Source organism: Bacillus aerolatus, from assembly GCF_009183655.1.
Classification (GTDB): domain Bacteria; phylum Bacillota; class Bacilli; order Bacillales; family Domibacillaceae; genus Pseudobacillus; species Pseudobacillus aerolatus.
Genome location: NZ_WEIO01000001.1, coordinates 605,733 through 631,155 on the forward strand (window position 1 = coordinate 605,733; position 25,423 = coordinate 631,155).

The 25,423-nt window shown below is 40.7% G+C and carries 21 protein-coding genes; 11 read left to right on the forward strand and 10 right to left on the reverse strand.

Annotation, left to right across the window (positions count from 1 at the left end; translation table 11 throughout):
• Positions 1-67: 67 nt before the first annotated feature.
• The 3 genes from F9802_RS03295 to F9802_RS03305 are packed head-to-tail and all read right to left on the reverse strand — an operon-like array spanning position 68 to position 3,997.
• Complete coding sequence (locus tag F9802_RS03295; RefSeq protein ID WP_152149673.1) at positions 68-2,677, reverse strand: YfhO family protein; 2,610 nt, start codon at positions 2,675-2,677, stop codon at positions 68-70.
• A complete protein-coding gene (locus tag F9802_RS03300) occupies positions 2,674-3,063 on the reverse strand; it encodes a GtrA family protein (protein WP_152149674.1) in 390 nt (129 codons plus the stop codon). The genes F9802_RS03295 and F9802_RS03300 overlap by 4 nt, the downstream gene beginning before the upstream one ends.
• Positions 3,002-3,997 (reverse strand): glycosyltransferase family 2 protein, encoded by a 996-nt coding sequence (locus tag F9802_RS03305; protein ID WP_152149675.1) that lies wholly within the window; start codon positions 3,995-3,997, stop codon positions 3,002-3,004. Before F9802_RS03305 ends, F9802_RS03300 begins: the two co-directional genes overlap by 62 nt.
• A 277-nt stretch (positions 3,998-4,274) precedes the next feature.
• Here F9802_RS03305 and F9802_RS03310 point away from each other — a divergent pair, with 277 nt between their 5' ends.
• On the forward strand, positions 4,275-5,945 hold the full coding sequence (locus F9802_RS03310) for a glycosyl hydrolase family 28-related protein (RefSeq protein ID WP_152149676.1): 1,671 nt from the start codon (positions 4,275-4,277) through the stop codon (positions 5,943-5,945).
• 60 nt (positions 5,946-6,005) lie between these two features.
• Complete coding sequence (locus F9802_RS03315) at positions 6,006-6,443, forward strand: YusW family protein (protein WP_152149677.1); 438 nt, start codon at positions 6,006-6,008, stop codon at positions 6,441-6,443.
• A 66-nt stretch (positions 6,444-6,509) separates the two neighbouring features.
• Here the strand turns inward: F9802_RS03315 and F9802_RS20190 are convergent, their stop codons facing one another.
• On the reverse strand, positions 6,510-6,797 hold the full coding sequence (locus tag F9802_RS20190; RefSeq protein WP_152149790.1) for a PucR family transcriptional regulator: 288 nt from the start codon (positions 6,795-6,797) through the stop codon (positions 6,510-6,512).
• A 329-nt stretch (positions 6,798-7,126) separates the two neighbouring features.
• On the opposite strand from F9802_RS20190, the gene F9802_RS03325 reads away from it, so the two are divergent.
• The 3 genes from F9802_RS03325 to F9802_RS19525 all read left to right on the forward strand — a co-directional run bounded on the left by F9802_RS03325 (position 7,127) and on the right by F9802_RS19525 (position 9,653).
• Positions 7,127-8,203 carry a CapA family protein gene (locus F9802_RS03325; RefSeq protein ID WP_152149791.1) on the forward strand — a complete coding sequence of 359 codons (1,077 nt, stop codon included), beginning with the start codon at positions 7,127-7,129 and terminating at the stop codon, positions 8,201-8,203.
• A 105-nt stretch (positions 8,204-8,308) separates the two neighbouring features.
• The gene (locus F9802_RS03330) at positions 8,309-9,289 is read left to right on the forward strand and encodes an NAD(P)H-dependent flavin oxidoreductase (RefSeq protein WP_152149678.1); all 981 of its coding nucleotides are present in this window, start codon (positions 8,309-8,311) and stop codon (positions 9,287-9,289) included.
• 217 nt (positions 9,290-9,506) lie between these two features.
• Complete coding sequence (locus F9802_RS19525) at positions 9,507-9,653, forward strand: hypothetical protein (protein ID WP_191991742.1); 147 nt, start codon at positions 9,507-9,509, stop codon at positions 9,651-9,653.
• 73 nt (positions 9,654-9,726) lie between these two features.
• On the opposite strand, the gene F9802_RS03335 is transcribed toward F9802_RS19525, so the two are convergent.
• Together F9802_RS03335 and F9802_RS03340 are read right to left on the reverse strand one after the other, a co-directional pair.
• Positions 9,727-10,446, reverse strand: coding sequence for a 3-ketoacyl-ACP reductase (locus F9802_RS03335; protein WP_152149679.1), 720 nt, complete (start codon positions 10,444-10,446; stop codon positions 9,727-9,729).
• A 134-nt stretch (positions 10,447-10,580) separates the two neighbouring features.
• Positions 10,581-12,116, reverse strand: a complete 1,536-nt coding sequence (locus tag F9802_RS03340; protein WP_152149680.1) for a methyl-accepting chemotaxis protein — start codon at positions 12,114-12,116, stop codon at positions 10,581-10,583.
• A gap of 786 nt (positions 12,117-12,902) precedes the next feature.
• Between F9802_RS03340 and F9802_RS03345 the strand changes: the two genes are divergently transcribed.
• Positions 12,903-14,495, forward strand: a complete 1,593-nt coding sequence (locus tag F9802_RS03345) for an ATP-binding protein (protein ID WP_191991743.1) — start codon at positions 12,903-12,905, stop codon at positions 14,493-14,495.
• Between the two features lie 349 nt (positions 14,496-14,844).
• Here the strand turns inward: F9802_RS03345 and F9802_RS03350 are convergent, their stop codons facing one another.
• Together F9802_RS03350 and fdhF are read right to left on the reverse strand one after the other, a co-directional pair.
• Positions 14,845-15,330 (reverse strand): DUF1641 domain-containing protein, encoded by a 486-nt coding sequence (locus tag F9802_RS03350; RefSeq protein ID WP_152149682.1) that lies wholly within the window; start codon positions 15,328-15,330, stop codon positions 14,845-14,847.
• A gap of 18 nt (positions 15,331-15,348) precedes the next feature.
• Positions 15,349-18,288, reverse strand: a complete 2,940-nt coding sequence (gene fdhF / locus F9802_RS03355) for a formate dehydrogenase subunit alpha (protein ID WP_152149683.1) — start codon at positions 18,286-18,288, stop codon at positions 15,349-15,351.
• Between the two features lie 315 nt (positions 18,289-18,603).
• On the opposite strand from fdhF, the gene fdhD reads away from it, so the two are divergent.
• On the forward strand, positions 18,604-19,407 hold the full coding sequence (gene fdhD, locus F9802_RS03360) for a formate dehydrogenase accessory sulfurtransferase FdhD (RefSeq protein ID WP_152149684.1): 804 nt from the start codon (positions 18,604-18,606) through the stop codon (positions 19,405-19,407).
• A gap of 40 nt (positions 19,408-19,447) precedes the next feature.
• Here the strand turns inward: fdhD and F9802_RS03365 are convergent, their stop codons facing one another.
• Both F9802_RS03365 and F9802_RS03370 read right to left on the reverse strand, forming a co-directional pair.
• A complete protein-coding gene (locus F9802_RS03365; RefSeq protein ID WP_191991744.1) occupies positions 19,448-20,572 on the reverse strand; it encodes a Mur ligase family protein in 1,125 nt (374 codons plus the stop codon).
• A gap of 430 nt (positions 20,573-21,002) precedes the next feature.
• The gene (locus tag F9802_RS03370; RefSeq protein WP_152149686.1) at positions 21,003-21,923 is read right to left on the reverse strand and encodes a DMT family transporter; all 921 of its coding nucleotides are present in this window, start codon (positions 21,921-21,923) and stop codon (positions 21,003-21,005) included.
• Positions 21,924-22,125: 202 nt separating this feature from the next.
• Here F9802_RS03370 and F9802_RS03375 point away from each other — a divergent pair, with 202 nt between their 5' ends.
• From F9802_RS03375 to F9802_RS03390, 4 genes are all read left to right on the forward strand, one after another.
• Entirely contained in the window at positions 22,126-23,106 is a 981-nt protein-coding gene (locus F9802_RS03375; protein ID WP_152149687.1) for a Gfo/Idh/MocA family protein, read from the forward strand.
• Positions 23,107-23,139: 33 nt separating this feature from the next.
• Complete coding sequence (locus F9802_RS03380; RefSeq protein WP_152149688.1) at positions 23,140-23,601, forward strand: YaiI/YqxD family protein; 462 nt, start codon at positions 23,140-23,142, stop codon at positions 23,599-23,601.
• Positions 23,602-23,773: 172 nt separating this feature from the next.
• Entirely contained in the window at positions 23,774-24,589 is an 816-nt protein-coding gene (locus F9802_RS03385) for an ABC transporter permease (RefSeq protein ID WP_152149689.1), read from the forward strand.
• A gap of 4 nt (positions 24,590-24,593) precedes the next feature.
• Entirely contained in the window at positions 24,594-25,373 is a 780-nt protein-coding gene (locus tag F9802_RS03390) for an ABC transporter ATP-binding protein (protein ID WP_152149690.1), read from the forward strand.
• Positions 25,374-25,423 lie beyond the last annotated feature (50 nt).

Below are 25,423 nucleotides of genomic sequence, written 5' to 3' on the forward strand. Positions count from 1 at the left end.
TCTTCCTCCTGGTTTTTGTCTTCCCTATATCTTTACCAACAAGCTCATTGCTTTAAACATATAAAGTTTAGAGAACATTTTTTCTGTCAGACGATCTACTGATCAGCCAAGCTGCTCCAATTAAGCCAAGGACAGTTAAGAAAACAGAATAGGAAAAGAAAGGCGGACGGTAGACGAGCTGAATATGATTCTCTCCTTGTTGCAATTTAAAGCCGGTAAACGCAAAATTAGCTTTTTCAATTGGCTGTGTTTTGCCGTTAATTTTTAGTTTCCATCCTTTTTCAAACGGAATAGGCAAAGCCATATACTGTTCATTTGTCTCATTTTTATAATCGATTAAAATTTTATTTTTGTCCCAATTTAATTTGGGCTGTATAACATTCTTTGAAGCCGCTTGATGAAGCTCGTGGTAATCTTCTTCATACAGCTTCAAATCTTTCAGCTCGTATGTGCCTTTAGGCAGCCGGATCACGATTTTTTTCTCTTTAGGGATACGGATGACAACCGTATGAATTCCTGTTTTATAAATGGAAGAAGCCGGCTTTCTTGTTGTCCGATATTTATTTACTTTTAATGCAAAGCCGTCGCCGTGCACATTCTCTATATGAAAATGGACATAGTAATCTTTCGTCCCTGCGGAAGGAGAGCGGGGAATTATAGTAATACCGCCGTTGTCTGCTGCCACCTTTAATTTTCCATTTTTGTATTCAGCGCTTTCTGTTTGGATGACTGACTCGTTGATGATGTTCTTTTCTTTTTGAAGTGCATGACTTTGCCCCTTTTTCTTTTCTAAAACAACCCCTGAAAGCATCGCATGTTCTTTGTCCAGCGTAGAGCTGCCTTTTAAATCTTCCTCATAAAACACGTGCCGAGCTGTTCTGACAAAAGGAAGCGGAAGGGTGTTTTTATATACAGCATAATTTGCCGATTCTGCAAAAAGTTCAAAGCCATAAGGAGCATTTGCTGACTGCTGTTTTTTTCTCATCCAGTAGTCAGTTTGGAGAAGGCTGTGTAAATTCGCCCGGTTGCCTAAAGTCGCATAGCGGCTCACACTTTCCCGTCTCATATCTATTTGTAAATCACGCCAATAGAAAAACAGCAGCTCCTCGTTAAATATGCTTGAATACAAACTCGTCCCGTTAAAATTCTGCACGAGCGGTGTGTTATTCCTCAAGCCAATCATCCAATCGATCCGTGTGAATGGATCACGCTCTGAATTTTTTATTTTTCTTATTAAGCGTTGCTGCTCAGCTCCGTTATAGGCGGGGCTATGTAAAAAATCACGAGAGGCTTTATCTATGCCAAATCTTTCTGATATCGTGAGCTGTTCATACTCATTAACGACAACGAGGCATGATGCGACAATTCCAAGCTGCAATAAAAACAAGAAAGAAACATGCTTTCTCCAAACGTAAAGAAGGAGCAGAGAGGCAGATAATAGAAACAACTGAAACACTATCTCCAGCTGTCTCTGAAACTCAAGGGCAAGGACCGGTCCTATTATTCGTGCCATGGTTTGTGCCATCAGAAAATAGAGTCCAAAGGCTGCGATTGCAGGCAAAAGAACCTGCTTTATTCGTACTTTATGCAAAGATTGCAGTCCTGCTGCGATACAGCCTCCAGCCGTAAAGGAAAGCAAATATTCCCAGCGGTATTGCGGGGCTGAAAAGCCATTAAACGCACTCGCCGCTAATGGACTAAAGTGCAGTACAATTAAAAACAAAGTGAGCCATGCAAAAAACTTATATGTACGTTCCTTGTATAATGTTTTTGTGAATAAAAACAACAACAGGATGGCGGGTAAAATAATATACTTGCTGGCATATAAAATATTATCCATGACATGAAAGATTGGAATATCCGCTTCGTAAGCAGGCCGGTGATTATTCAGAAAGCCGTATACAGCCGGGATAAAGGAAACGGCGCTTATACAAAAGCTAATGACTCCTGCCGTAAAAAACAGACGGAGTTGCTGCCATTTCGTGCATTCTTTTTCCGAAAGCGGGACGATCCAGCGAAACAGTATGTAAATTAATAAAAAGATGAGATGGATATAAGCGAAATAAAAATTATTGAAGAACATGAGTGCCCAGGCAACAATGAACCAGCCCGTTTTACCTTCCCGAATTACTTTTTCTGTACCTAATACGAGCAGAGGCAGCCAAAGCATCGCATCCGTGAAGAATTCCCAGAAAATGACGTGCCGGAAGTACATGACGGACAAACCGTACACAGCGGCTCCGGTAAAAGCAGCGGCTGTTCGAATGCCCATATACCGAAAGGCAAAAGTGGCAGCTATCATAATGAGAGACAGCCTGATGATGCTGACAAACAATATTGTATCCGCCCAAAACAGTAAATCGGGCGCATCAATTAAGTGCAGCGTTTCCAATAGGAAGACAACACCCGCTGTGGCTAGAAAGATGACAGAAGTAGAGAAATAATAAGCGAGCTGGCTGTAAAATCCCCCGCCAAGGCCGAATGCCCACGAGTAGAAAAAATTTCCTTCTTTATATTGATCATAAAGAAACTGTTTAAATGGAATCATTTGCGACAGACCGTCATTCGGACCGATCATAAATCTTCCTTCGAACCATTCCTGAATAAAATAGAAATGAGCAGCTGCTGATAAAAGCAGACTGCTTATGATTAAAAAAAATACCCATTTTCTATTCATGTGCTGACACTCTCTTTTTTCAAAATTTTACTAGTCACGATAAATGTAGCCGGCAAGGCGATAAAAACAGCCAGAATAGGCGTGATCATGCTGCTAATGTGAAAGAATTCAATGAACACATACATAAAAAGAGAAGAAGCGATGAAATTAACCGCTTGTGATAATGGAAACTTCAAAAACTTTGCTAATGTCGGCTTCACTTTGAAGGTGAAATACGAGTTCAAGAAAAAGGAAATGACGAAACTGAGTAAAAATGCAATCACATGGGATGGCAAGTAGGGAAAATTAAATAAAACGTGCATCAGTAAGTAGACCGCATAATAATTAAAGGTATTGATTACCCCGGTTATGACGAATCTGATAAATTCTTGGCTGGTTCTTTTCATATTGCGCTCCGTTCATAAAGTTTGTTTCTTGAATTAAATAAGGCGGCCTTTTTTTCGTCTCGTAATAAATCCGTCCAATGTATTCACCAATGATGCCAAGGCTGACGAGTTGAATACCGCCTAAAATAAGGACCGCTGTAACAATCGTAAAATATCCAGGAACATCAATGCCGCTGTTTAAAATTTGCATAAACGTAACCGCACTATAAATAATCGACAAACATAAAATCATCGCTCCCGTGTAAAAACAAATTCTGAGCGGCCGATTGTTAAACGAAATTAGGCCGTCAAATCCGTAATTCAATAATTTTGAAAATGACCATTTCGTTTCCCCATTTTCCCTAAGAACATTGTCATAGTCGATGATTTTTTGACTCATGCCGATCCAGGAAAACAACCCTTTGGAAAAGCGCTGTCCTTCGTTTAATGATAACACGGCCCGAACAGCTTTTTCACTCAGCAGCCTAAAATCACCGACACCGTCTTCGAGTTTCACATCGACAATTTTGTTAACGATCCGGTAATAACTGGAGGAAAGCAATTTTTTCATCGTACGTTCACCGTTTCGGTTTCGTCGCGCAATCACCTGATCAAATCCTTCTTCATATCCCCTCAGAAGTTCAGGAATTAAAAAAGGAGGGTGCTGCAAGTCAGCATCCATAATAATAACGGCTCGGCCGTGCGCGTGCTGCAAACCGGCCAGCAAGGCGGCTTCTTTTCCGAAATTTCGTGAGAAGGAAACGAATTTGACTTTCGGCGTTTTGGCAGCCAGTTGTTTTATCTTTTCTAACGTGTGATCTGTACTGGCATCATTAATAAAACAAATTTCAAAATCATAAGCTAACTTTGTAAATTCTTTTTTTATGCTTTCATAAATCAGTTGAATATTATCTTCTTCATTGTAAGCTGGTATGATGATTGAAATAGTACCCATATCTCCCTGCCCCTTCTTTTTATAAGAATAGCCTTGCAAAGATTAAAATTAATGTGTTTCCTTTATGTATGCCCTTAATTGACAAGAAAATGAAAAGAAAAGAAAGATTTTACTCATACATAATCAGCCAATTTATTTAAATCTTGTCAAACGACTGTATACCCTTCTTTCTTCCTCTTTAATCTCTTTCATTTTGGGCTTAGAAAGCTTCTCAATTGAAAAATAAGGGTACATTCAATTACAGGAAAAGAAATAAATGAAAGGTCAGGTGTACTAGATGATCCACTTAAGCAAAAGGCATCATCCTGAAGAGAACGATCAGTTAATTTCTCAGTTTTTTCATCGCAATGCTTCCATAAAAGAAGCTGTTCAGGAAACGCACACTATGTTTGCTGAATGCAAAGATCTATATTGTGCGCCGTCCGTTAAACAGCGTGAACAAAGCAGCTTGTGGCAAAAACTCACCTCTTTTCTCATCGGGCTTATACTTCCTGCGGAACGGTCGAAACAGACGGATTCATCAGAAACATGGACGGATGAACAGGGCTCTATTTACCCGGTGTGGAAAAAAATACTCGACAAAGAATACTTAAGTTTGCAAAAACAGACGGCAAGAAAAGTAAACGTAGAACAATTTGGTGCTGTAGGAGACGGGGTAACGGACTGCACGGAAGCTTTTCGCCGGGCCATTGGAAAAGGGAAAGTGAATGTATATGTGCCAGAAGGAATTTATCTCGTAAAAGAAATCAAGCTGCCTTCTTTCACTTCCATAACTGGAGAAGGAAAAGACAGAACGGTGCTTAAGCTGCACGACAAGACACCGAAAGCCGGCTGGCTGATTACGAATGCCGATCATAAGAAAGGGAACCATCACCTTTACGTAGAAAAAATGACGCTCGACTGGAATGTGGAACGGCTCGGGGATGTGCCCAGAACGAGCACAGGGGGCAATCGTTCAAGCTGTCTCACTTACGCCAACGTGACGTATGGCTGGGTGAAAGATGTTCAAGCAATAAACCCCGGATTGCACTGTTTTGATGTTTCTTCCACAAAGTACAGCTACTCAGGCGACGGCTACAGAGCACGGGGCGGCAGTAAGTACATTTGGCTCGACCGCCTAAACGGATATGGTTTTGGGGATGATGGTATAACGACTCATCACAGTGATTTTATCTTTATTTCCCATTCGCATATGTGTGATCCAAGCGGAAAAGCCCATAAAGAAGGGTTTTCCAATTCGAATGGCATTGAAGTAGACGATGGATCGCGAAACGTGTGGTTGTTTAACAACTCAACAGCGAGATGTTTTGGCGGTGTGGAAATAAAAGCCCACCACAATTCATCTGCTGCAGCCAATGTTCATATTATTGGCCACTTATCAGTGAACGATAACCGGTCGTTTAATTTCAGGCATATCGGCCACCATAGTGCTTCTGATGCGGAATCGCTGACGGCATACAATATTACCGCTGCACGTATCGTGTCCCTCGCACCGATACGGACGGACCTTTACCGCGATTCACATCCGAGAGCGCTGGTCGTATCCGCTTATAAAAACGTCGTTGTCAATCACTTTGCTGTGATCGGCGATCGTGAATACGATTATGAAAAACAACCCGTTATTGCCATCCAGTACAGAGCCAGGAACGTACACTTGAACCATATTCAAATGAAGCATTTTAATAAAGCCGGTGTAGATATTAAAGTGTTTGGCGGGGAACAAAAAGCGGATGATGTCCATATTAAAAATGTCGTGATTGAACATTCGGCGAAAAGAGGCATTTTAATCGGAGCAGGCATCGAAAAAGCGAGCGTCCAACACGTACAGGCAACAGGACAAGGGGGAACTTGCGGCTGCCAGTCAGACACACCGCAAGCTGTATTAGGAGATATCGTTGCTAAAGGGTATAAAGTTCCTTTTTCAGGAGGCGCGCAAAAAACAACGTGAATATAAAAGCACAAATGAGGGTATACAAACAATAGTCATTAAAGAGAAGGAGTGGGTAACATGAAATGGATAACTCCGGTCGCCTCATTTGTGTTAGCTTTGTCGCTCGCGGGCTGCGCGGATAAAGAAGAAGTAAAAAACCCGCCAGAAAAGGCTCCAGCAGAAGGAAAGGAAGCTAATGGCGGCTATACGTTTACAAGTTTTGACCTTGACGTCGACTTAGAAGGAACGAACGACGCTATTGATGTCAGCTACGAAAAAGATAAAAATGGAACAGAAGCGTCGTATATGAATAAGGATCAGAATAAACGTTTAAATGGCGACGATGCAATGAAAGAACTGGATGAAATATTTGCTTCTTTTGTGTTTAATGAAAGTACACCTGATGATGAAGTGTTAAAAACTGTAGAAGAAGCATTTGACGTTCCGGCAGATGCAAAATCGGTGGAAGTGGAAATTGATTATGCGGGCGGTGCCGAGAAGGAATATAGAAGGTGAATACAAAAAAGCTGCTCCCACTGGAAGCAGCTTTTTTTGTGTAGCATAAAAGAACAAGCCTTCGTTTTACGCAAGTAGTGATGAATCGAGGCTCTTTTTTAAATGACAGGCCAATTGGATTTTTAAATTGTCTTCCGGACAGTTAAAATTCATTTGCAACAGTTTTTCGATTTTTTTCAGCCGTTTGTACAGTGTATTAATATGAATATGCAGTTTGGCAGCGGTTTCAGCAGCAGATTTATTGGATTCGATGTACACATACAGCGTGTGTTCCAGTTCATTGTTAGGATCACTTTCTTGTTGAAGCGGAGCGAGCGTTTCATTTAAAAAACGTTCAATTTCTTCAGCGAATATTCACTTAGCGGTATTAAAGATCGGAGAAACTATTTCCTAAAAAACGTGCCCTATACATAAGTCACAACGATATTTAAAGGTTGCTTCCTCCAAATTCAATAGAATGTTGGAGGACTTTTGTAACTAAATATTATTTTGTCATTCTATGAAACTATTGAGAAAGATATAGTTTTTTAACAGATTTTGTAGTATATTCATGGAAGATGGAAAAATAATGACATAAAGGGGCTATACGGATAAAAATGAATAATGAACTAAACAGTCGTAATGGAAGAAGAAAAGGCAAACGGTTAAAAAAATCTGTTAAGCTGACACTTCTCGTCCTTTGCATGCTTGTAATAGGGCTTTCTATTTACAATTTTAGTTTGAAGTCTGCCGAGACAGTGAAGAACGGCCAGACAAAAGAAGAAAAAGCCTTCGCAGCCAAGACGCAAGAGAAAAAAGAAGCGGCAGCACCTGTTGAAGAAACAACGATCAAAATCAGTGCAGCGGGAGATTTTACACTCGGAACGGATGAAGCGTTTCAATATGCCGGGTCTTTTCCGGATGAAGCGAATAAAAATGGTCTTCCTTATTTTGTTGCTGAGCTTGACGATATTTTTAAAAACGATGATTTATCCACAGTTAATTTAGAAACAACATTAACGGAAGCTACTGAAAAAGCGGTGAAAAAATTTCGCTTCAAAGGTGATCCATCCTACGTCCAAGTTTTAGAACTTGGCGGGATCGAAGCTGTCAACTTGGCAAACAACCATATTTATGATTACTTACAAAAAGGATACGATGATACGATTAACAATTTGAAGAAACAAAAGATTGGCTACTTTGGTTATGACAATAAATACATGACAGAAGTGAAAGGAGTGAAAGTTGGAGCTCTCGGCTATGAAGGCTGGGATGATACACCTGAACTCCGGCTGCAAGTGGCGGAAGACATCAAAACGTTAAAAGAAAAAGGAGCGGAAATCGTCCTCGTTCACTATCATTGGGGGACAGAAAGAAGCTACGTCCCGAGAGAATCACAAAAGACACTGGCACGTTACACAGTAGACAGCGGAGCCGATTTGATTCTCGGCCATCATCCGCACGTCGTACAAGGGATAGAAGAATATAAGGGGAAGTTCATCGTCTACAGCCTTGGAAACTTTATGTTCGGCGGAAACAGAAACCCGAGTGATAAAGACACATACGTATTTCAGCAGACATTCCATTTGAAAAATGGCAAGCTGACAGATCAAAAAGAAATTAATGTCGTGCCGTTCTCGATTTCTTCTGTCACTCACCGAAATAATTACCAGCCAAAGAGACTTGAAGGCTCGGAAGCAGAAAGAGTTAAAAATAAAGTCATTGATGTATCCAATCAAATTAACGGATCTGACTGGCTGCAATATGAGAAGAGCAACTAATTCACCAAGGCATTCACTTTTTAGTGGATGCTTTTTTATTGAAAAAGGAATTTATGCAATGACTGAAGAAGTTTACTATGTATTATTATAAAAGGAGGAACAAAGATGTCGGAAAAAATGATGAAAATAATTGAAGAAAAAGTGATATTGCCGGTCATTATGGCTCCTATGTTTTTAGTGTCCAGTCCGAAGATGGTCATTGAAGGCTGCAAATACGGGGTGATCGGTTCTTTTCCATTATTAAATGCCCGTACAGTTGATGTGCTCGAAGAATGGATGCAGACGATAACGGTTGAATTGGCAGAAGCGAAAAAACAACATCCAGATCAGGCGGTCGCTCCGTGGGCAGTGAATTTTATCGCTCACCGGTCAAATAAACGATACGATGAAGACTTAGCGCTTATTAAAAAGTACGAGCCGCCAATTGTGATTACTTCTCTTGGTGATCCGAGCCCTGTTGTAGAAATTGTGCATGAATATGAAGGCTTAGTATTTTCAGATGTAATCACTATTTTTCATGCGAAAAAAGCGGCTGAAAAAGGGGTGGACGGTCTTGTTCTTGTTTGCACCGGCGCCGGCGGACATGCGGGAACGATTAATCCGTTTGCTTTTATGGGGGCAGTGAAAGAGTTTTGGGATGGAATTACAATTCTATCAGGTTCTATTTCAAATGGGAAAGATATTCTTGCAGCACAAGCGCTCGGAGCCGATTTTGCTTACATGGGAACAAGATTTATTACAGCGGAAGAAAGTTTTGCCCAAAAAGAATATCAAGATATGATTATAGAATCTACTTTGGAAGATCTTATTTATACAGACGCTTTCAGCGGAGTGAATGCCAACTACCTTAAACCGAGCATTAGACAAGCAGGGCTCGATCCCGATAACTTGACGAAAAAGGATGAAGTAGACTTTTCGAAAATGAACAACACCTCACCTAAAGCGTGGAAAAACATTTGGTCAGCCGGGCAAGGCATCAACACGGTAAAAAAAATACAGACGGTACAGGAAATCGTGGAAGAGCTGGGAGATTCGTATCAAGAAGCGCTCGAGTTACTAGCGAATAAAAAGGTACAACTTACGTAAGCAATAAAATTAATTAAATGAAAACAAATGAGTGATTATTCATTCAAAAAAGCTTTCTTTTTTAAAAGAGAATAGCAAGAGGAGAGTTTCTTTGGTTATCGAAGCAGATAATACATTTACGTGGCAGAAAACGTTTAAGGAAATAATTGGCTTGCATGGTTTAGAAATAATATAGCGGGGAAAAAACAACTAAGGGGGAATAAAAGGAGGCGAAAAAATGAAAGACAGTAAAGAACAACTTTCTAATACTCCTTCAACTGCCCAACAGAAAACACCTAAGCCAGAGGAAAAAGTGCAGAAAACCATCCCTGCCCATCCGGATAAGAATTCAACAGGAGCCGGCGGAATGTCTTCGCCAGATTAAGTCGGACAAAATAGCAAAATATAGTTAAGAATTTAAAAAGAAGCCTACAACTTTGTTGCGGGCTTCTAACGTTTTAAGGATTCGTTGACCATAAACCGGCTGATTTAATAAACGTCCGTTTGTTTAATTTTAATTGAGCGACGATAAATTCAGCAAGATCCTCTGCCTGCATGACTTTGTCGGGATTGCCGTCTGTGAGGTTGTTTTCGAAAGCTAAATCAGTAGCGACTGTGCTCGGTGTGAGCGCGCTGACGCGAATGTTGTGCTTTCTCACTTCAAGTGCAAGCGACTCTGTTAAGCCGAGAACGCCAAATTTCGACGCACTGTACGCGCTTGTGGCTGGTGCGCCTTTTTGTCCGGCAGTGGATGAAATATTGATAATATCGCCTGACTTTTGCTCAATCATACCCGGCAGGACGGCACGAGTGATGTGATACACGCCCATCAAGTTTACATCAATGATCTTTTTCCATTCGTCCGGTTCCAATTCGAGAAAGCCGCCGAACTTGGCAATGCCGGCATTATTAATTAATATATCTACTTTGCCAAGATCGGATGTTAATGAATCAACTGCCTGATTGACATCGTCTAGATTAGATACGTCTGCAGCGGCAAATGAAGCATTCACGCCTTGAGCCTCCACTTCTTTTGCTACAGCTTGCAAGTGTTCTTCAGATCGGGCAATTAAACCAACATGAACGCCTTCCGCTGCGAGCGCGATCGCAATTGCCCGTCCGATCCCGCGGCCGGCGCCGGTAATAATAGCTGTTTTTCCTGATAATGATTGTGCCATATGAAAGCCTCCCAATATGAATTCTTCCAACAGCATACACGGAATGTTTATTTATTGCTAAGAATATGCTTTTGGTCTTTATTATATAGAGTTCAATCGAAAACGGCCTTTTTCATAAAAAATGAATCCATTTATTAGTCTCTTAGTTTGCTTATTACTCCACCTAGTTCATTCGTTAAATCATTCAGCTCTTTGGAAACTTGGAACGTATTTTCTGTCAGCTCATGTTGCTGCTCAGTCGCAATAGTAATTTCCTTTGTACTTGCGGCAGACTGTTCTGCGGTAGCGTACATCATTCTCATGGCTTCATTTACTTTCCCTGAAGAAGAATTTAAGTATTCAACTAAAGAGGAGATTTCTTGAATTTGAGCAGCTACATTCATTGACGCTTCGGAAATTTGATGGAAAACTTTATTTGAGTGTTGAGCAATTTCCAGACCATCTGTGGCGGAGGATTTTACATTTATCATGGATTCAACCGACCGACTTGACTCTTCTAAAATTTGTTTTATTATCTCCGAAATATTTTTGGAAGAATCTAGGGACTGTTCAGCCAGCTTTTTCACTTCATTTGCCACAACTGAAAAACCTTTTCCATATTCACCGGCCCTGGCGGCTTCAATAGCAGCGTTTAAAGCTAATAAATTCGTTTGATCTGCTATATTAGTAATTACTCCAATAATGCTTTCGATCGATTGAGAACGAAGGTGCAGTTCTTTTATCGTGGTAAATGAAACTTCCACATTCTGATTTATTTCTTTCATCTGTGTCAATAAACTTTCAATAAGCTGGCTGCCTTTCTGGGCTTCCTGTGCTGATAGGTGAGACTTTTTAGAAGTCATTTGGGCTGTTTGATTGATCTCTTGAATGCCTTTATTTATTTCTGAAATGATGTTCATGTTGCTTTCAATTATATTCATTTGATGTTCAGTGCCGCTCGCTACCTCTCCGATAGAAACGGCGAGCTGCGAACTCTGTTCAATGGATTGTTTGGCATTGAATGAAAGTGATTCTGACACATGTAAAACTTGATCAGACGTCACAGATAAACGGCCGACAATGTCTTCGATAATATTATTTCTTTGCTCATGCTGTTTTTTCTTATAGTAGTCTTCAATCTTCTTATTACTATGTACTTGCCAGCTGACTGCACTTGACGTCAACACTAAAAAAATAGCATGCAATAAAAGCATGAAAAAAGTATAATGGTGAACGCCGAATATTAATTCTGGAAAAATGAGCAAACCTGCGATATGTTGTATGGCAAAAAGGGAAGTCATAATCAGTAATAACTTAATTTCCTGATAATATCCTAACGCGGCAACAACCATAAAGATGCTAAAGTGAAATTCTACTCTTCCGCTTCCGCCGGATATAATCGCCATACTGCTGAAAGTCAGCACTAATGTAAGCAAATAAGGAATGTACGGATGATTTTTATTTTTTTGATACAAGAAAATACTGATGGCAAATAAGACTAATGGCATGAACAGTAAAATATTTAAGGCTGCACTATATTGGGCTTCAATGTCATAAGATGAAACGATATGCCCGCCGCCGTGCGAATGATTAAATAAATGAAAATATCTGCCTAAAGTATTAAATAACATAGCTAGCACTACGACCGCACCTGCAATATAATGCATTAGTTTATTCTTTTCACTTTTCATGGTTCTCTCTCAAACCTTTCTTTCCAATAGGAAAATAGAGCTTTTTATAGATATTATGGACTATATTTTTGAAAATCACAAGAAATATTCAGTTGAAATTTCCGAGAATTCTTACGATATTCACGGTTTTCGGTATAAAATAACAATAAATTGACTTGTGCATAAGGAATAAGAACTAAGAGGTTGTTATCCATTCTGCTATTAAAACAGCAGTGAAGTTAATGGCCCGGAAGAACATGGATTTATTCAAGAAGGATCTAACAATAGATATTGTTTATTTAATGTAGGAAGGCTCACCGAATATCGGGCGATTAAAACACGATATTCGGTTTTTTTGTGTTTAGGAAACTATAAAACAATCGCACGGTGGATAATTTTGCCAATGGAGCGGGGCTGCGTCCAGCTCCAGCGCCTAGCCCCTCGAGGTCAAATAACCTTTCCTCAATGAAGTCAAAAAAGAAGACTTCATTGAGGAAAGCGGAGCCGACTGTTCTGGGGCGACAAGCATATGACAGTCTGACAAAATGGCGTTTTTCAGCCATGCAGTCAGACTGGCATATGACCTCGAGCCCCAAGGAGGCGCAGCTAGACATCGGTGAAAGAACATTTTTGCCTAAGGCTGATTAAGGTGCTTGCGCATTTGTTCTGTTTTTATCTTTAAAATCCGTTTATAATCAAGTAATTGAAGGAATTTAAAAATGTTTACGCCAAAAACATTTACATTAATCAATAAAACAGAGTAACGTAATGAACAGTAATCATCATTTATTTAGGAGTTTGAAAACAATGAAAATAAAAAACTTGTGTTTTGAATCAATAAAAGCACAATGTAAGGAACGGGGCCTCGACCCATTAAACATACCCTCATATAAAAAAACTCTTACGAAACAGGAACTGAAAATCAAGCAATCGCAGCATGCGAAATTATTAAAAGTTGTTATCCATTTTTTTGAAAAATTCATGTTATCGATGCAAGGTGTGCCCGTGTTAACGGCAACGACTGATGAAGAAGGCTATGTTATTCAACTGCTTGGAGATCAGGCGATCAAAGAGACGATCACTCAGCTTGGAATTAGAGAAGGAGTTCAATTTACAGAAGAATACAACGGGATAAGTTCTGTCAATCTAGCGTTGAAATATAATCAGCCAATCGAAGTGATTGGTTCACAGCATTACCATCATGTTTTACACGCATCTGCTTGTTACAGTGTTCCGATTACCGATCAAATAGAAGGGAGGACTGTAGGAACGATTACATTTATGACAGCCGTTGATCAAGGAAGTCCTCTTTTATTAACTCTCTTGTTAACGATGAAAGATTCGATCGAAAGAGAACTACAATTGCTAAAACAAAATGAGAAATTACACATCATTAATCAACTCATCATGGATACGACAAGAAACGGAATGATGATTTCCGACAGAACAGGTAAAGTGATAGGATTTAATGATTCTGCAGAAAGAATAACTGGCTGGAAAAGAGAAAAAGTTCTTTTTCATCATATACATGAATTAGAAAATTTCGGTTCGTATTTAATGAATGTACTTGAAGAAAAACGACAGTATACTGATTTAGAAACACCTTTTAAACGGGAGGACGGACGAGTACTCACTGTTTTATTTGATGCTCTGCCAATCTTTGATGAAGAACAAAACTTAATGGGTGCCTTTGCACAAATTAGGGACATTACCCGACGTAAGAAAACAGAGCAATTATTATTAAACGCTGAAAAACTTGCGGCTGTTGGCCAAATGGCAGCCAGTGTCGCCCACGAAATTCGCAATCCGCTTACAACGATTCGCGGATTCATTCAACTCGTAAAAGGAGACTTTCAGAAAGAATCGCATTTTGATCTTATTTTAGATGAAATTGACCGTATCAATCTCATTGTGAGTGAATTCCTAATTTTATCTAAACCCAATGTCGTCCACTTTCACGATAAAAATGTGACACAAATTTTAAAGGAGACAATTGCGCTGTTTCAAGCCCAGGCAAGTATGAACAACACTCAAATAGCCGTTGATTATGAAAACAGCGATTTTATCATAAACTGTGACGAAAATCAGCTGAAGCAGGTGTTTATCAATCTTTTTAAAAACAGTATGGAAGCCATGCCCTATGGCGGCGAATTGACGATCCGAGTACGAAAAAAGAGCGAAAAGGAAGTCGTTATTCAAATCATGGATAAAGGAGAAGGAATGAAATTAGATCAAATCCAAAAGCTGGGCACTCCATTTTACACAACGAAAGAAACAGGCACCGGTCTTGGTTATATGATCATTAAGCGCATTATTGAGCAGCATAAAGGTACACTTAATATAGAAAGCGAAGTAAACAAAGGCACAACAGTGGAAATTATACTGCCGCTCATTTTTTAAACAATACAGATGAATCAAGCCTTTGACAAAAGAAGACTTTTTTATTGAATAAAAATTCATATATTTCATAAAAGCAAATGAAGTATCAGGTAGCAATAAATAAGGTGAGGGTGCCTCAAATAGGACACCCTCACCTTATTTCAAATAAAGAGAATGAAGTGGTACCGCTTTATGCGCGAACTTTCGGACCTTATGAGCGACGATGCCTGATTTGTGAGCGGACAATCCAAATTTATAAGCGGATATCCTAAATTTACAAGTGGCTGCACCCGATTTATAAGCGAGCATCCGAAATTCGTGAGCATCACCCCAATTTATGAGTGAAAAATATGCCGCTCGAGGATAAAGCCTATTCCTCTTCCTTCAACCCTTTCCCCATGCCTTTCAGAAAATGAACCCCAAACCCGACTGCGCGATTGATATCGGGGTCCTTTAAGATTTTTAACAAATCCAGCATGCCGATTTGTTTATTGTTATCAATGTGTTTGTTTGCTTCTTCCATGCCGGCTGCTACACCGCTCGCAAGCTTTGTCGTCATTTCAGGCTCTATGTTCGCAAGGGCCCCGGTTGCGCCTAAAAAATGATTGATCAAGTTGGTTACCGGTTCACGAGATACTTGGTGAAGTGCGATGCCTACGATTTCTTCTTTTGCTTGAAGCATGGAACTTGCTGCTTCAAGTGCCCCGGTATTATGCAATTCACTAACAATGCCGAGGATTTTATTTAGTGCTTCTTCATTGTCAGCAAGCAGCTTTTGTAAGTCTTCCAGCTTTTGTTGTGTTTGTTCTTCTTCTGTTCGTTCGTGCTTTCGAATAGAAGTAATGGGTGTGGCCATGGGCTTATCCTCCTCGATTTATTTTGTCGTTAAGTGCACATATCCTGGACGATCCCATTTGCGCTGCACTTCGACACCATTTTGCGGATGCCGTTTTTTGTTGCGAGGGTTCGTTTTTGGCAGTGGATTTTCTCCGTCTGCTTTAAGCAACTCCATACGAACTTTCGTTTGCTTATAAGCAGGTGTGTTCGTACGCTGATCCACCGCAGGGCCTGTTAAAAAGTTAATCGCTGAGCTTTTATCAACCGAGTTCATTGGCAGAAAAAGCTCATTTGCTTGGACACGATCTGTAATTAAGGCAGGTAATTTCACCGCTCCAAACGGGGAAACTAAGCGAACGAGCGACCCGTCTTTTACTCCTCGCTCTTTTGCCAGTTCCGGAGACACCTCGACGAAAATCCCAGGAACTTTCGCTTGAATTCCTTCTGACTTGTTCGTCAAATTGCCTTCGTGAAAATGTTCTAGCATCCGTCCATTGTTAATGTGAAGATCATATTCTTCCGGAAATTCAGCAGGCGCAACCCAGTCAGACAAGGCAAAGCGCGCTTTCTTATCCGGGAAGTTAAACCCATCTACGTAAAGAAGTGGCGTGCTTGCTCCCTCGTGGCTTCCCCATAGGAAACTGTTCCAGCCTTCAAGCACTTCATAGTTCGCCTCGCCAAAAAGAGGGGACAGGCTGGCCATCTCCGCAAAAATATCACTTGGATGGCGATAGTTCCAATTGGCGCCGAGACGATTGGCGATTTCTTGCACGATCCACCAGTCAGGTTTTGAATCACCGAGCGGCGGAAGGGCCTGATACAATCTTTGCACACGGCGTTCTGTGTTTGTAAATGTTCCTTCTTTTTCGAGAGATGGCGCAGCAGGTAAAATCACATCGGCATATTGGGCAGTGCGGGAAAAGAAAATATCCTGGACAACAAAGAAATCAAGTTTTGATAACACGTCGTGTACGTGATTCGCGTTAGAGTCGACGAGTGCCATGTCTTCGCCGACTAAATACATCGCTTTCATTTTGCCTGCTTCAACAGCATGAAGCATTTGGATGTTGTCAAGGCCTGGCTTTCCATCGATCTTTACGCCGTACGCTTCTTCAAATTTTGCCCGTGCCTTATCATCCGTTACGTGCTGATAGCCGGGGAGCCAGCCGGGGAGCGTACCCATATCGCAAGCACCTTGTACATTGTTATGGCCGCGAAGCGGATAAGCGCCGGCACCTGGCCGGCGATAGTTGCCTGTAGCAAGAAGCAAGTTCGAGATCGCTGCGGAAGTATCTGAACCGCCCGTGTTTTGCGTGACACCCATTCCCCAAAGGATACACGTACCGTCAGCATCGCGAATCATTTTAGCTGCTTGAATGAGTGTTTCTTTTGCAATGCTGGTCACTTCTTCGGCATATTCGAGTGTATATTTTTCAAGCACGGTTTTAAACTCATTAAAGAAGTTAACATTCTCTTCGATAAATTTTTGGTCGTGCCATCCTTGATCAATGATATATTTTGTCACAGCCATCAGCCATACTTGATCCGTTCCTTGCTTTGGCCTAATGAAAATATCCGAGCGCTCGGCCATTTCGTGTTTCCGCATGTCAGCAACAATGAGTTTTTGGCCCTGGAGCTTATGGGCGCGTTTTACACGGGTTGCGAGAACAGGGTGGCCCTCAGCTGGATTGGCCCCGACGATGATGACAAGGCCGGCTTTAGCGATGTCCTTAATTGTGCCGGCATCTCCGCCCATGCCAACGGTCCGGAATAATCCATCCGTTGCCGGGGACTGGCAGTAGCGGGAGCAGTTATCGACATCATTTGTTTCAAATACTTGTCGTGCCAGTTTTTGAATAGCGTAGTTTTCTTCATTTGTAATTTTAGAGGAAGAAATAAACCCGACAGAACCAGAGCCGTATTGCTGCTGAGTCGAACCTAATTTATTGGCAACTAAATTCAATGCTTCCTCCCATGTGGATTCAACGAATTCGCCGCCTTTACGAATTAATGGCTTCGTGAGCCGTTCTTCGGCGTTGACGAAATCCCAGCCGAATTTTCCTTTTACGCACGTGGAAATAGCGTTCACCGGCGCCTCGGACGTTGGCTGGACTTTAAGTATTTTCCGTCCTTTTGTCCAAATTTCAAATGAACAGCCAACGCCGCAAAATGTACAGACCGTTTTTGTTTTTTTCGTCCGTGTTTCGCGCATGGCAGCTTCCACTTCAGATACAGCGAAAATGCCGCTGTATCCCGGCTCAACAGCTTTGACAAGATCAATCATCGGGCTGAGCGTCTCGTTTTTTATACTTGTCATAAAGCCCGCTTCGCCAAGCATCGATTTTTCCATTAAAGCGTTACAAGGACAAACGGTGACACACTGGCCACAGCTGACACAGGAAGAGTCGTTAATGGCGCTTCCTTTATCCCAAAGAACGCGCGGACGCTCTGCTTCCCAATCAATCGACAGCGTTTCGTTCACTTGGAGGTTTTGGCAAACTTCCACACATTGACCGCAAGCAATACATTGGTTGGGGTCATAACGGTAGAAAGGGTGGGACATATCAACTTCCGTTACGTCCGCTTTTGGGGTGTAGGGGTATTTTTGATGCTCGATTTCCATTAGCTGCGCGGTATTATGTAAGGTGCAATTGCCGTTGTTGTTATCACAAACGGTACAGTAAAGTAAGTGGTTTTCTAATAAACGATCCATCGCTTCTGTTTGTGCTTCTTTTGCAAGAGTGGAAGAAAGCTCGATATTCATTCCATTTTTTGCAACGGTTGAACAGGACCGGACAAGTTCACCATCTACTTCTACGATACAAGTATCGCATGTTTGAATAGGATCCACTTCAGGTACGTAACAAATTTGCGGATGGGGAATATTATGTTGATTGATGATTTCCAAAACGGATGATCCTACATTGGCTGTGTACTCTTTGCCATTTATAGTGATCATCAACATATGATAGTTCATTTTTATACCTCCCTTGTCTTTTTATTTTTATATATAAAAAAATCCACCACGAACCCGGCCCGACAGCAGGCCTAGTGTACTCATGGTGGAATAGTTCTTTAGCAGTCCGTACTAAATAGCCAATCCAGTTAATCAATAGAAATTAAACGTGATAGAACTAGAACATTTTTTAAATATTCTGATTTCATCTCTGTTAATGTTATTATAGTAGTTAACTAAGAAATAAACAATATTAACTTGATATTAAGGTAGAAGAAGACATAGCCGTTTCTGTGTTTGTCTTTGATAAAAATATCGTATAAAGGGGGAATGAAAGTGAACGAGATAGAGATAAAAAGAGAGATTCTTCGTTTTACGAATGGCCAGGCTGAATATATAGAGGACAGCATTGTCACAGAATATCCTGTGACAATAAAAATCAATGGCGAAGAATTTGTGACAATGGTTTGCACCCCGGAGTATATAGAGGACATGGTCATTGGTTATTTAGCTTCTGAAGGTATTGTTCGTAAATATGAAGATATTCAACATATTTGGATGCAGGAAAAAGAAGGATTTGTTCATATTAAAACAAATAAACTGAATCCTTTTTCCAGAAACTTTCAAAATAAGCGGTATATTACTTCCTGCTGTGGAATGAGCAGGCAGGGGTTTGTGTTTGTAAATGATGCATTGACGGCAAAAAAAATGGATACCATTCATGTAAAACTCACTCCCGAGGATTGTTTTCGGCTGATGGATGAAATGCAAAAGTCTGCGATTATTTTTCAGAAGACGGGCGGTGTTCATAATGCGTCTTTATGTGATTTGAATGGCTGTGTTTTAAGCAGAATGGACATTGGAAGACATAATGCACTTGATAAAATCTATGGGTACTGTTTAAAAAACAACATTACCCTTAGTGATAAAGTACTTGTGTTCAGCGGGCGCATCTCTTCAGAAATCTTATTGAAAGTGGCTAAAATCGGATGTGAGGTTGTCCTGTCAAAATCAGCCCCCACTGAACGGGCCTTACAACTGGCGGAAGAGTTAGGAATTACAACAGTAGGATTTATCCGCAAGCAATCGCTAAATGTATATACTTGTCCGGCACGAATTAAAATTGATTCCCGACAATAATTATTTAATCGGCTTTTGACAAGTTATCTAAAGATTTTAGTCAACTTTTCCTTAAATATCGAATGACATCTTTAAATACTTTGTCATTGCCCGCGGTTTTAAAGTACAGAAGATCAGTTGGCTGCAAGAAAGAATCGAGGAAGTTTATCATTTCTTCCGCTTCAGAAAAGTGATACACATTTTTCTTGTCCATTCCTGCATTAATTGCTGCTTTCGCGATATCTTTTGCCAGAAATCCTTTGGTAATCAGTACGTCTATTCCTAATTCTTTCAGCAATAATCCTGCTTTTTCGTACTCCTCTTCTGCATATTTTCCAAGTGCAGCCATTCTCCCGAGAATGGCAATCTTCCTCTGTGAGGGCATGGCTAGTTCCTTAAATGCCAACAATCCATTTTTTAAAGAAGCAGGATTTGATTTCCACGTATCATCAATAACGGTGACCTGATTTTTGCCTTCGATTATTTGAAAGTGAGAGTTTAAATGGTGAAAGGATGCCACCCTTTTTATTGCAGTGTTCATATTCATGCCAATTTCTAAAGCTGCTGCAATAGAAGCGACTGCATTGTAGACATTATGCTCACCTAATCCAGGAACAATTCCATCATACAATTGGTTATTATATTTTATTTTAAAGTGCATGCTGTTTTCGGTAAAAGCAATATTTTCTATGCGTAAATGGGCAAATTTACTTTTTCCAAAGGTCACAATTTCCCCTTTATACTTGGAGAAATCCATAGACATAATGTGTGGATCATCAATATTAATAATAAGTGTTCCTTTATTATTAAGGCCTTCCATTATCTTTTCTTTTTCTGCAACATAATCTTGAAATAAACGGAACTTGTCGGTATGATCGACATCAATCATCGTGATAATTCCTATAGTTGGGAAAAAATATTTGCATGCCTCCATCATATCGCCACGTTCTGATACTGCCGTTTCAAAAATAGCTGCGTCAGTTTCTTCATTAATGCCGGTTAAATAAGGAAGATTGTAACAACCTGCATTCTTGTTTGAAATGGTTGCTTGTACAGTAAAATCTTTTTGTAAAATATGTTTAAGCATTTCTTTCGTCGTTGTTTTCCCACAAGTGCCAGTAACCGCCACAACAGGAATATTGAACAAGTGACGGTAGTAGGAAGTGAATTTGAAAAAAGCTTCCATCACATCGTCTACCATAATAATTTGTTCCGGTTTCAATTTATCCATATTTAAAAACGGTGTATCCGTTACTATATAAAAGTCGGTATAATCTACAAACTTTTCACCATTAAGATATGTTTTTCCATTTCTCCTAAAATATAAAGTATGATGATCTGGATAAAACTTGTTATGGGTGACATTAGAAATGGTGACTCCTTTATGAGCCTCAGTGGATTCCAATCCCATAGAAGTTAATACTTCCTCTAAGAGTAGAGGTTTCAATTTAATTATCCCTCCATTTAATTTTTTTGTAAAGTTTTCCTATAATATAATATGCATGTACGCATATTTTGACTAGACATTTTTTAGATTTTCGTCAATATTTAAGACTGTCCTCATAGCTGTTTCATCAAAAGATGAGCTTATCCTGTAGGACAAGCTCATCTTTTTTTCATTTTATTGCGGTTTTCTGCATGGTTCTTTCTACTAATTGAGATTTTCTTACCACTTTAGGATAATTCACAAAATAAATACTGAGTACAATTAATATTAACCCGGCAAGCAGCGAAAAGGTGAATGGTTCATTCATGAACATTGTCCCAGTTAAAACGGCTATAAGTGGGACAAGAAAAGTAAAGGAAGCTACTTGACTGGCTTCTCCCGAATTGATTAGCTTAAAATAGAGCACGAACGCTACCGGGATTCCAAAAGTAACTCCAAATCCTAAACCGAACAAATACTCCTTGTTCCAAACAATATCTGCCCAGTTTTCCAATCCTGTTCCGATGCTTGTTAAAATAGCCCCTCCGATTGTAAATTGTAAAGCCACCATCCACATAGGGTCTACTTTACCGCTCTCTTTTTTAACATAAATTGTACCAAGCGCCCAGCTTGCGGCTGTCAATAAAGCTAAAATGACCCCCAAGGTAGAGAGCTGGCCGGTTAATCCATCAGCGCTAATAGCCAAGATTCCGATAAAGCCAACAATTAGACCAATGACTTTCATTCTTGACATCTGCTCACCGAGCCATGCCCAGGCGAATAGCCCAATAAGTACCGGCTGGAAATAAACAAGGACCGAAAATAACCCTCCCGGCAAATAGATCAGTCCAACTGTTTGAATTCCATAAAAGAAAACGGCATTAAATAGCGCAGATATACAGTATTTGGACCAGTTTTCACGCCATTTTATTTTTTTCCAAGTTGGCAATAAGAAAACGGATAATAATAATCCTCCGAATAGAGCACGCATTCCTGCGAATAGCAGGGGTGGAGTGTGAGATAAGGACATTTTGTAAATACCCCAGCTTAACCCCCAAATAAGAACTAACAAAGTAATTGCTGCAGTTGATTTAAGTGAAAATCTCCTCATTGGAAGAACTCCTTTCCTTTCATGTTAACTATACAGTTAATTTCTGATAATTCCTAATAGTTTCTAATGTATGGTTTGTAAGATAAATATCGCTTAAACGTTATTGCTAGTGGACTGACAGTCAGCAAGCTATGAATAGCGGCTGTCTGTTTTCCGTTGTATACTCTTTGGAGAGATGAAAACAGAAAGGAAGGAAATCAACATGGTGCGTTTCGGTGTGGTCGGTACGAACTGGATAACTCAATCTTTTTTAGAGGCGGCGAGCTTAGTGGAAGACTTCTCACTAACGGCCGTTTACTCGCGGACGAATCAAAGAGCAGAACTTTTTGCTGAACAATATGGGGTAGAGCATACTTTCACAGATTTGGAGAGCATGGCAAAGAGCAGTTTAATTGATGCTGTATACATTGCCAGTCCTAATACTCTGCATTCTGAACAAGCGCAAATTTTCTTGCGCAATAAGAAACACGTATTGTGCGAAAAACCGATGGCTGCTAACAGCAGGGAAGTCAAACAAATGATCCAGGCAGCGAAAGACAATAACGTGTTGTTAATGGAAGCAATGAAATCCACGTTTTTGCCAAATTTTCAGTCTGTTCAGGAACACTTGCCTAAAATAGGAACGGTCCGGAAATACTTTGCTAACTACTGTCAATATTCTTCCCGCTATGATGCATATAAGGAAGGAACGATATTGAATGCCTTTAATCCCGCTTTTGCGAGCGGCGCTTTAATGGATATTGGCGTGTACTGCATTTATCCGATGGTTGTTTTATTTGGAAAGCCTTCGGAAATTCAGGCGGACGGTTTTTTGTTAGATTCAGGAGTAGATGGTGAAGGGAGTATCATCTGCAAATACGCGGAAATGAGTGCAGTCATGATGTATTCTAAAATTACAGAAACGAACCTTCCTTCCGAAATACAAGGGGAAGAAGGAGTCATTAGAATGGATAGAATCTCTACACAGGGAAAAGTGGCTATTCACTATCGCAAAGGCGGCATAGAAGACATTTCCGTTCCTCAAAAAAAGAGCACGATGTATTATGAAGTAAAAGAATTTATTGAACTAATTAAAAGCGGGATCGTTGAGTCTGTTAAGAATTCTTATGAAAATTCATTGATAACAATGGAAATAATGGATGAAGTGCGAAAGCAAATTGGGATTAGCTTCCCGAGTGATTAATGGAAAAATATTTACTGAAAGGGTTGAATCATTATGCCTAATGTTTTGATTGATGCAGACGGCTGTCCTGTCGTTGACCTTACCATACAAGTAGCCATACAGTTTGGACTGAAGGTGATGTTGATTTGTGACACGGCTCACCTTATGCAGCGGGAAGGAGCGGAAACGATCACCGTTTCGAAAGGGGCCGACGCGGTGGACTTTGTCTTAGTGAACCGCGTGAAAAAAGGGGACATTGTTGTTACCCAGGATTACGGCTTGGCGGCGATGGTTCTTGCCAAAAACGGCTATGCAATTGATCAAAATGGCCGTTATTATACTCCGGAGAATATTGATCAGCTTCTTGGCTTTCGTCACGTTGCTAAAAAGGCAAGGCAGGCAGGCGGTCGGATGAAAGGTCCAAAGAAGCGTCAAAGAGAAGATGATGCTCTATTTGAAGAACGGTTTGTCAGGCTGCTTAAGCAGGCAGTGGCGAACGAGAACAAAGTTGAATAAATGGTATAAAACCCCGGCTGATGCTCGTTTTCATTTGCTGGCTATTGTTTTTAGAGGACCCGGATATTTCGGGTTCTTTTTTTATGGAAAAAACAATTGCCCCCTCCGTTTTTTTCACACTTTTTAGGCTAATGACATATTTTATTTTAGTAAAGGTGGTGAACGGTGAAAGATGAAAAAATCGCCAATTAGTATGGATCCTTTTGAAATTGAACAGCAGGACTGGAAAAGGCGGCAGCGGAAAGGACGGTTTAAGAAAGGTCTAACGATTGCTTCTCCAGTTTTTATTCTTCTATTATGGGAGTTTTTGTCGCGAACGGGTCTTATTGACGCCCGGTTTTTTCCGCCGCCCACTGAAATCTTGGAAACTTTTATTGCGATGGGGGCCAGCGGAGAGTTATTCATCCATATCGGGATTTCTTTATACCGGATTTTTGCCGGGTTTCTATTAGGCGTGATTCCGGGTGTCATTATTGGCTTGTTAATGGGTCTTTATTCGCCGATTCGTCATTTTATTTCTCCGCTCGTAATGGCGCTGATGCCCATTCCGACGCTTGCTTTGCTGCCGATCATTATCATTTTGTTTGGTATCGGAGACATGTCCAAAATTGTTACGATTGCCGGAAGTGTCTTTTTCCCGGTCGTGATCAATACGGCAGCGGGGGTACTCAATATTGATTCTATTTACTTGGATGTGGCAAAAAATTACGGTGCTGAATCAAAAGATTATTTCTTTAAAATTGCTTTGCCCGGTTCTCTCCCTGTCATGCTTGAAGGCATTCAGATGGGGCAGGCAATTGCTCTTTTGACGATTGTAGCAGCGGAAATGATGGGGGCAACATCGGGTATTGGGTATTTGATCTGGACATCGTATAAAGCCTTTTTGTTAAAAGAAATGTTCGTGGGACTTATTCTGATTTCGTTTTTCGGTTATCTTTTTTCGGTTCTTCTGCGGGGGCTGCAGAAAAAGATCCTTCCTTGGAGGTGAGCAAATGAGCGGACAATCAAAAATATCAATCGAAAACTTGACGAAAGTGTTTTACAAGAAAAACAGCCGCGCCATCGCTTTGGATAATATATCGATTAGCATTAACGATGGGGAATTCGTTTGCCTCGTCGGTCCGAGCGGATGCGGAAAGACGACGCTGCTCCGCATTCTGGCCGATCTTGAAAAGCCCAGCACTGGCTCTTATGCGATTGCACCAGGCAAAAAGACCCGGCCGTTGCAGTCAATGGTCTTTCAAGAGCGCGGGGTCATCCCGTGGCTGACTGTTGAGGAAAACGTGGCATTCGGTTTGAAAATGAGACAGCTTCCAAAAAGTGTCATAAAAGAGAGGACGGCCTACTATTTGAAGAAAACAGGGCTCGATAAATATGCCGCCCTCTATCCGAAAGAGCTGTCCGGCGGCATGAAGCAGCGAGTGAGCATTGCCCGTGCGTTTGCGAACGATCCGGAAATTTTATTAATGGATGAACCATTTGCAGCGCTTGATGAACAAAACAAATTCATTCTCCAGGAAGAATTGCTGGCGATCTGGTCAGAAACGAAAAAAACCGTCCTTTTTATTACACATAGCATTGATGAAGCGCTGCTGCTTGCAGACCGAATATTGCTGATGAGTGCCCGGCCTGGCAAAATCGTGAATGAAATCGACATCAGCTTGCCGCGGCCGCGAACGATGGAAAAAGTACGGGCAGACCCGGAAATGGCTATCTACTTTATGGAGATCCGCAAACATCTGCAGGAAGAAGTTCAGCAATCAAGAAACTGAAGGAGGGGTTTTCTGTGAAAAAACGATTTATCAGTGGTTGGTTTATTGCG

Coding starts and splice junctions, on each gene's coding strand:
- F9802_RS03295 (WP_152149673.1), bottom strand. CDS start 2,677: ATGAATAGAAAATGGGTATTTTTTTTAATCATAAGCAGTCTGCTTTTA.
- F9802_RS03300 (WP_152149674.1), bottom strand. CDS start 3,063: ATGAAAAGAACCAGCCAAGAATTTATCAGATTCGTCATAACCGGGGTA.
- F9802_RS03305 (WP_152149675.1), bottom strand. CDS start 3,997: ATGGGTACTATTTCAATCATCATACCAGCTTACAATGAAGAAGATAAT.
- F9802_RS03310 (WP_152149676.1), top strand. CDS start 4,275: ATGATCCACTTAAGCAAAAGGCATCATCCTGAAGAGAACGATCAGTTA.
- F9802_RS03315 (WP_152149677.1), top strand. CDS start 6,006: ATGAAATGGATAACTCCGGTCGCCTCATTTGTGTTAGCTTTGTCGCTC.
- F9802_RS03325 (WP_152149791.1), top strand. CDS start 7,127: ATGCTTGTAATAGGGCTTTCTATTTACAATTTTAGTTTGAAGTCTGCC.
- F9802_RS03330 (WP_152149678.1), top strand. CDS start 8,309: ATGTCGGAAAAAATGATGAAAATAATTGAAGAAAAAGTGATATTGCCG.
- F9802_RS19525 (WP_191991742.1), top strand. CDS start 9,507: ATGAAAGACAGTAAAGAACAACTTTCTAATACTCCTTCAACTGCCCAA.
- F9802_RS03335 (WP_152149679.1), bottom strand. CDS start 10,446: ATGGCACAATCATTATCAGGAAAAACAGCTATTATTACCGGCGCCGGC.
- F9802_RS03340 (WP_152149680.1), bottom strand. CDS start 12,116: ATGAAAAGTGAAAAGAATAAACTAATGCATTATATTGCAGGTGCGGTC.
- F9802_RS03345 (WP_191991743.1), top strand. CDS start 12,903: ATGAAAATAAAAAACTTGTGTTTTGAATCAATAAAAGCACAATGTAAG.
- F9802_RS03350 (WP_152149682.1), bottom strand. CDS start 15,330: ATGGCCACACCCATTACTTCTATTCGAAAGCACGAACGAACAGAAGAA.
- fdhF (WP_152149683.1), bottom strand. CDS start 18,288: ATGAACTATCATATGTTGATGATCACTATAAATGGCAAAGAGTACACA.
- F9802_RS03365 (WP_191991744.1), bottom strand. CDS start 20,572: ATGGAAGCTTTTTTCAAATTCACTTCCTACTACCGTCACTTGTTCAAT.
- F9802_RS03370 (WP_152149686.1), bottom strand. CDS start 21,923: ATGAGGAGATTTTCACTTAAATCAACTGCAGCAATTACTTTGTTAGTT.
- F9802_RS03375 (WP_152149687.1), top strand. CDS start 22,126: ATGGTGCGTTTCGGTGTGGTCGGTACGAACTGGATAACTCAATCTTTT.
- F9802_RS03380 (WP_152149688.1), top strand. CDS start 23,140: ATGCCTAATGTTTTGATTGATGCAGACGGCTGTCCTGTCGTTGACCTT.
- F9802_RS03385 (WP_152149689.1), top strand. CDS start 23,774: ATGAAAAAATCGCCAATTAGTATGGATCCTTTTGAAATTGAACAGCAG.
- F9802_RS03390 (WP_152149690.1), top strand. CDS start 24,594: ATGAGCGGACAATCAAAAATATCAATCGAAAACTTGACGAAAGTGTTT.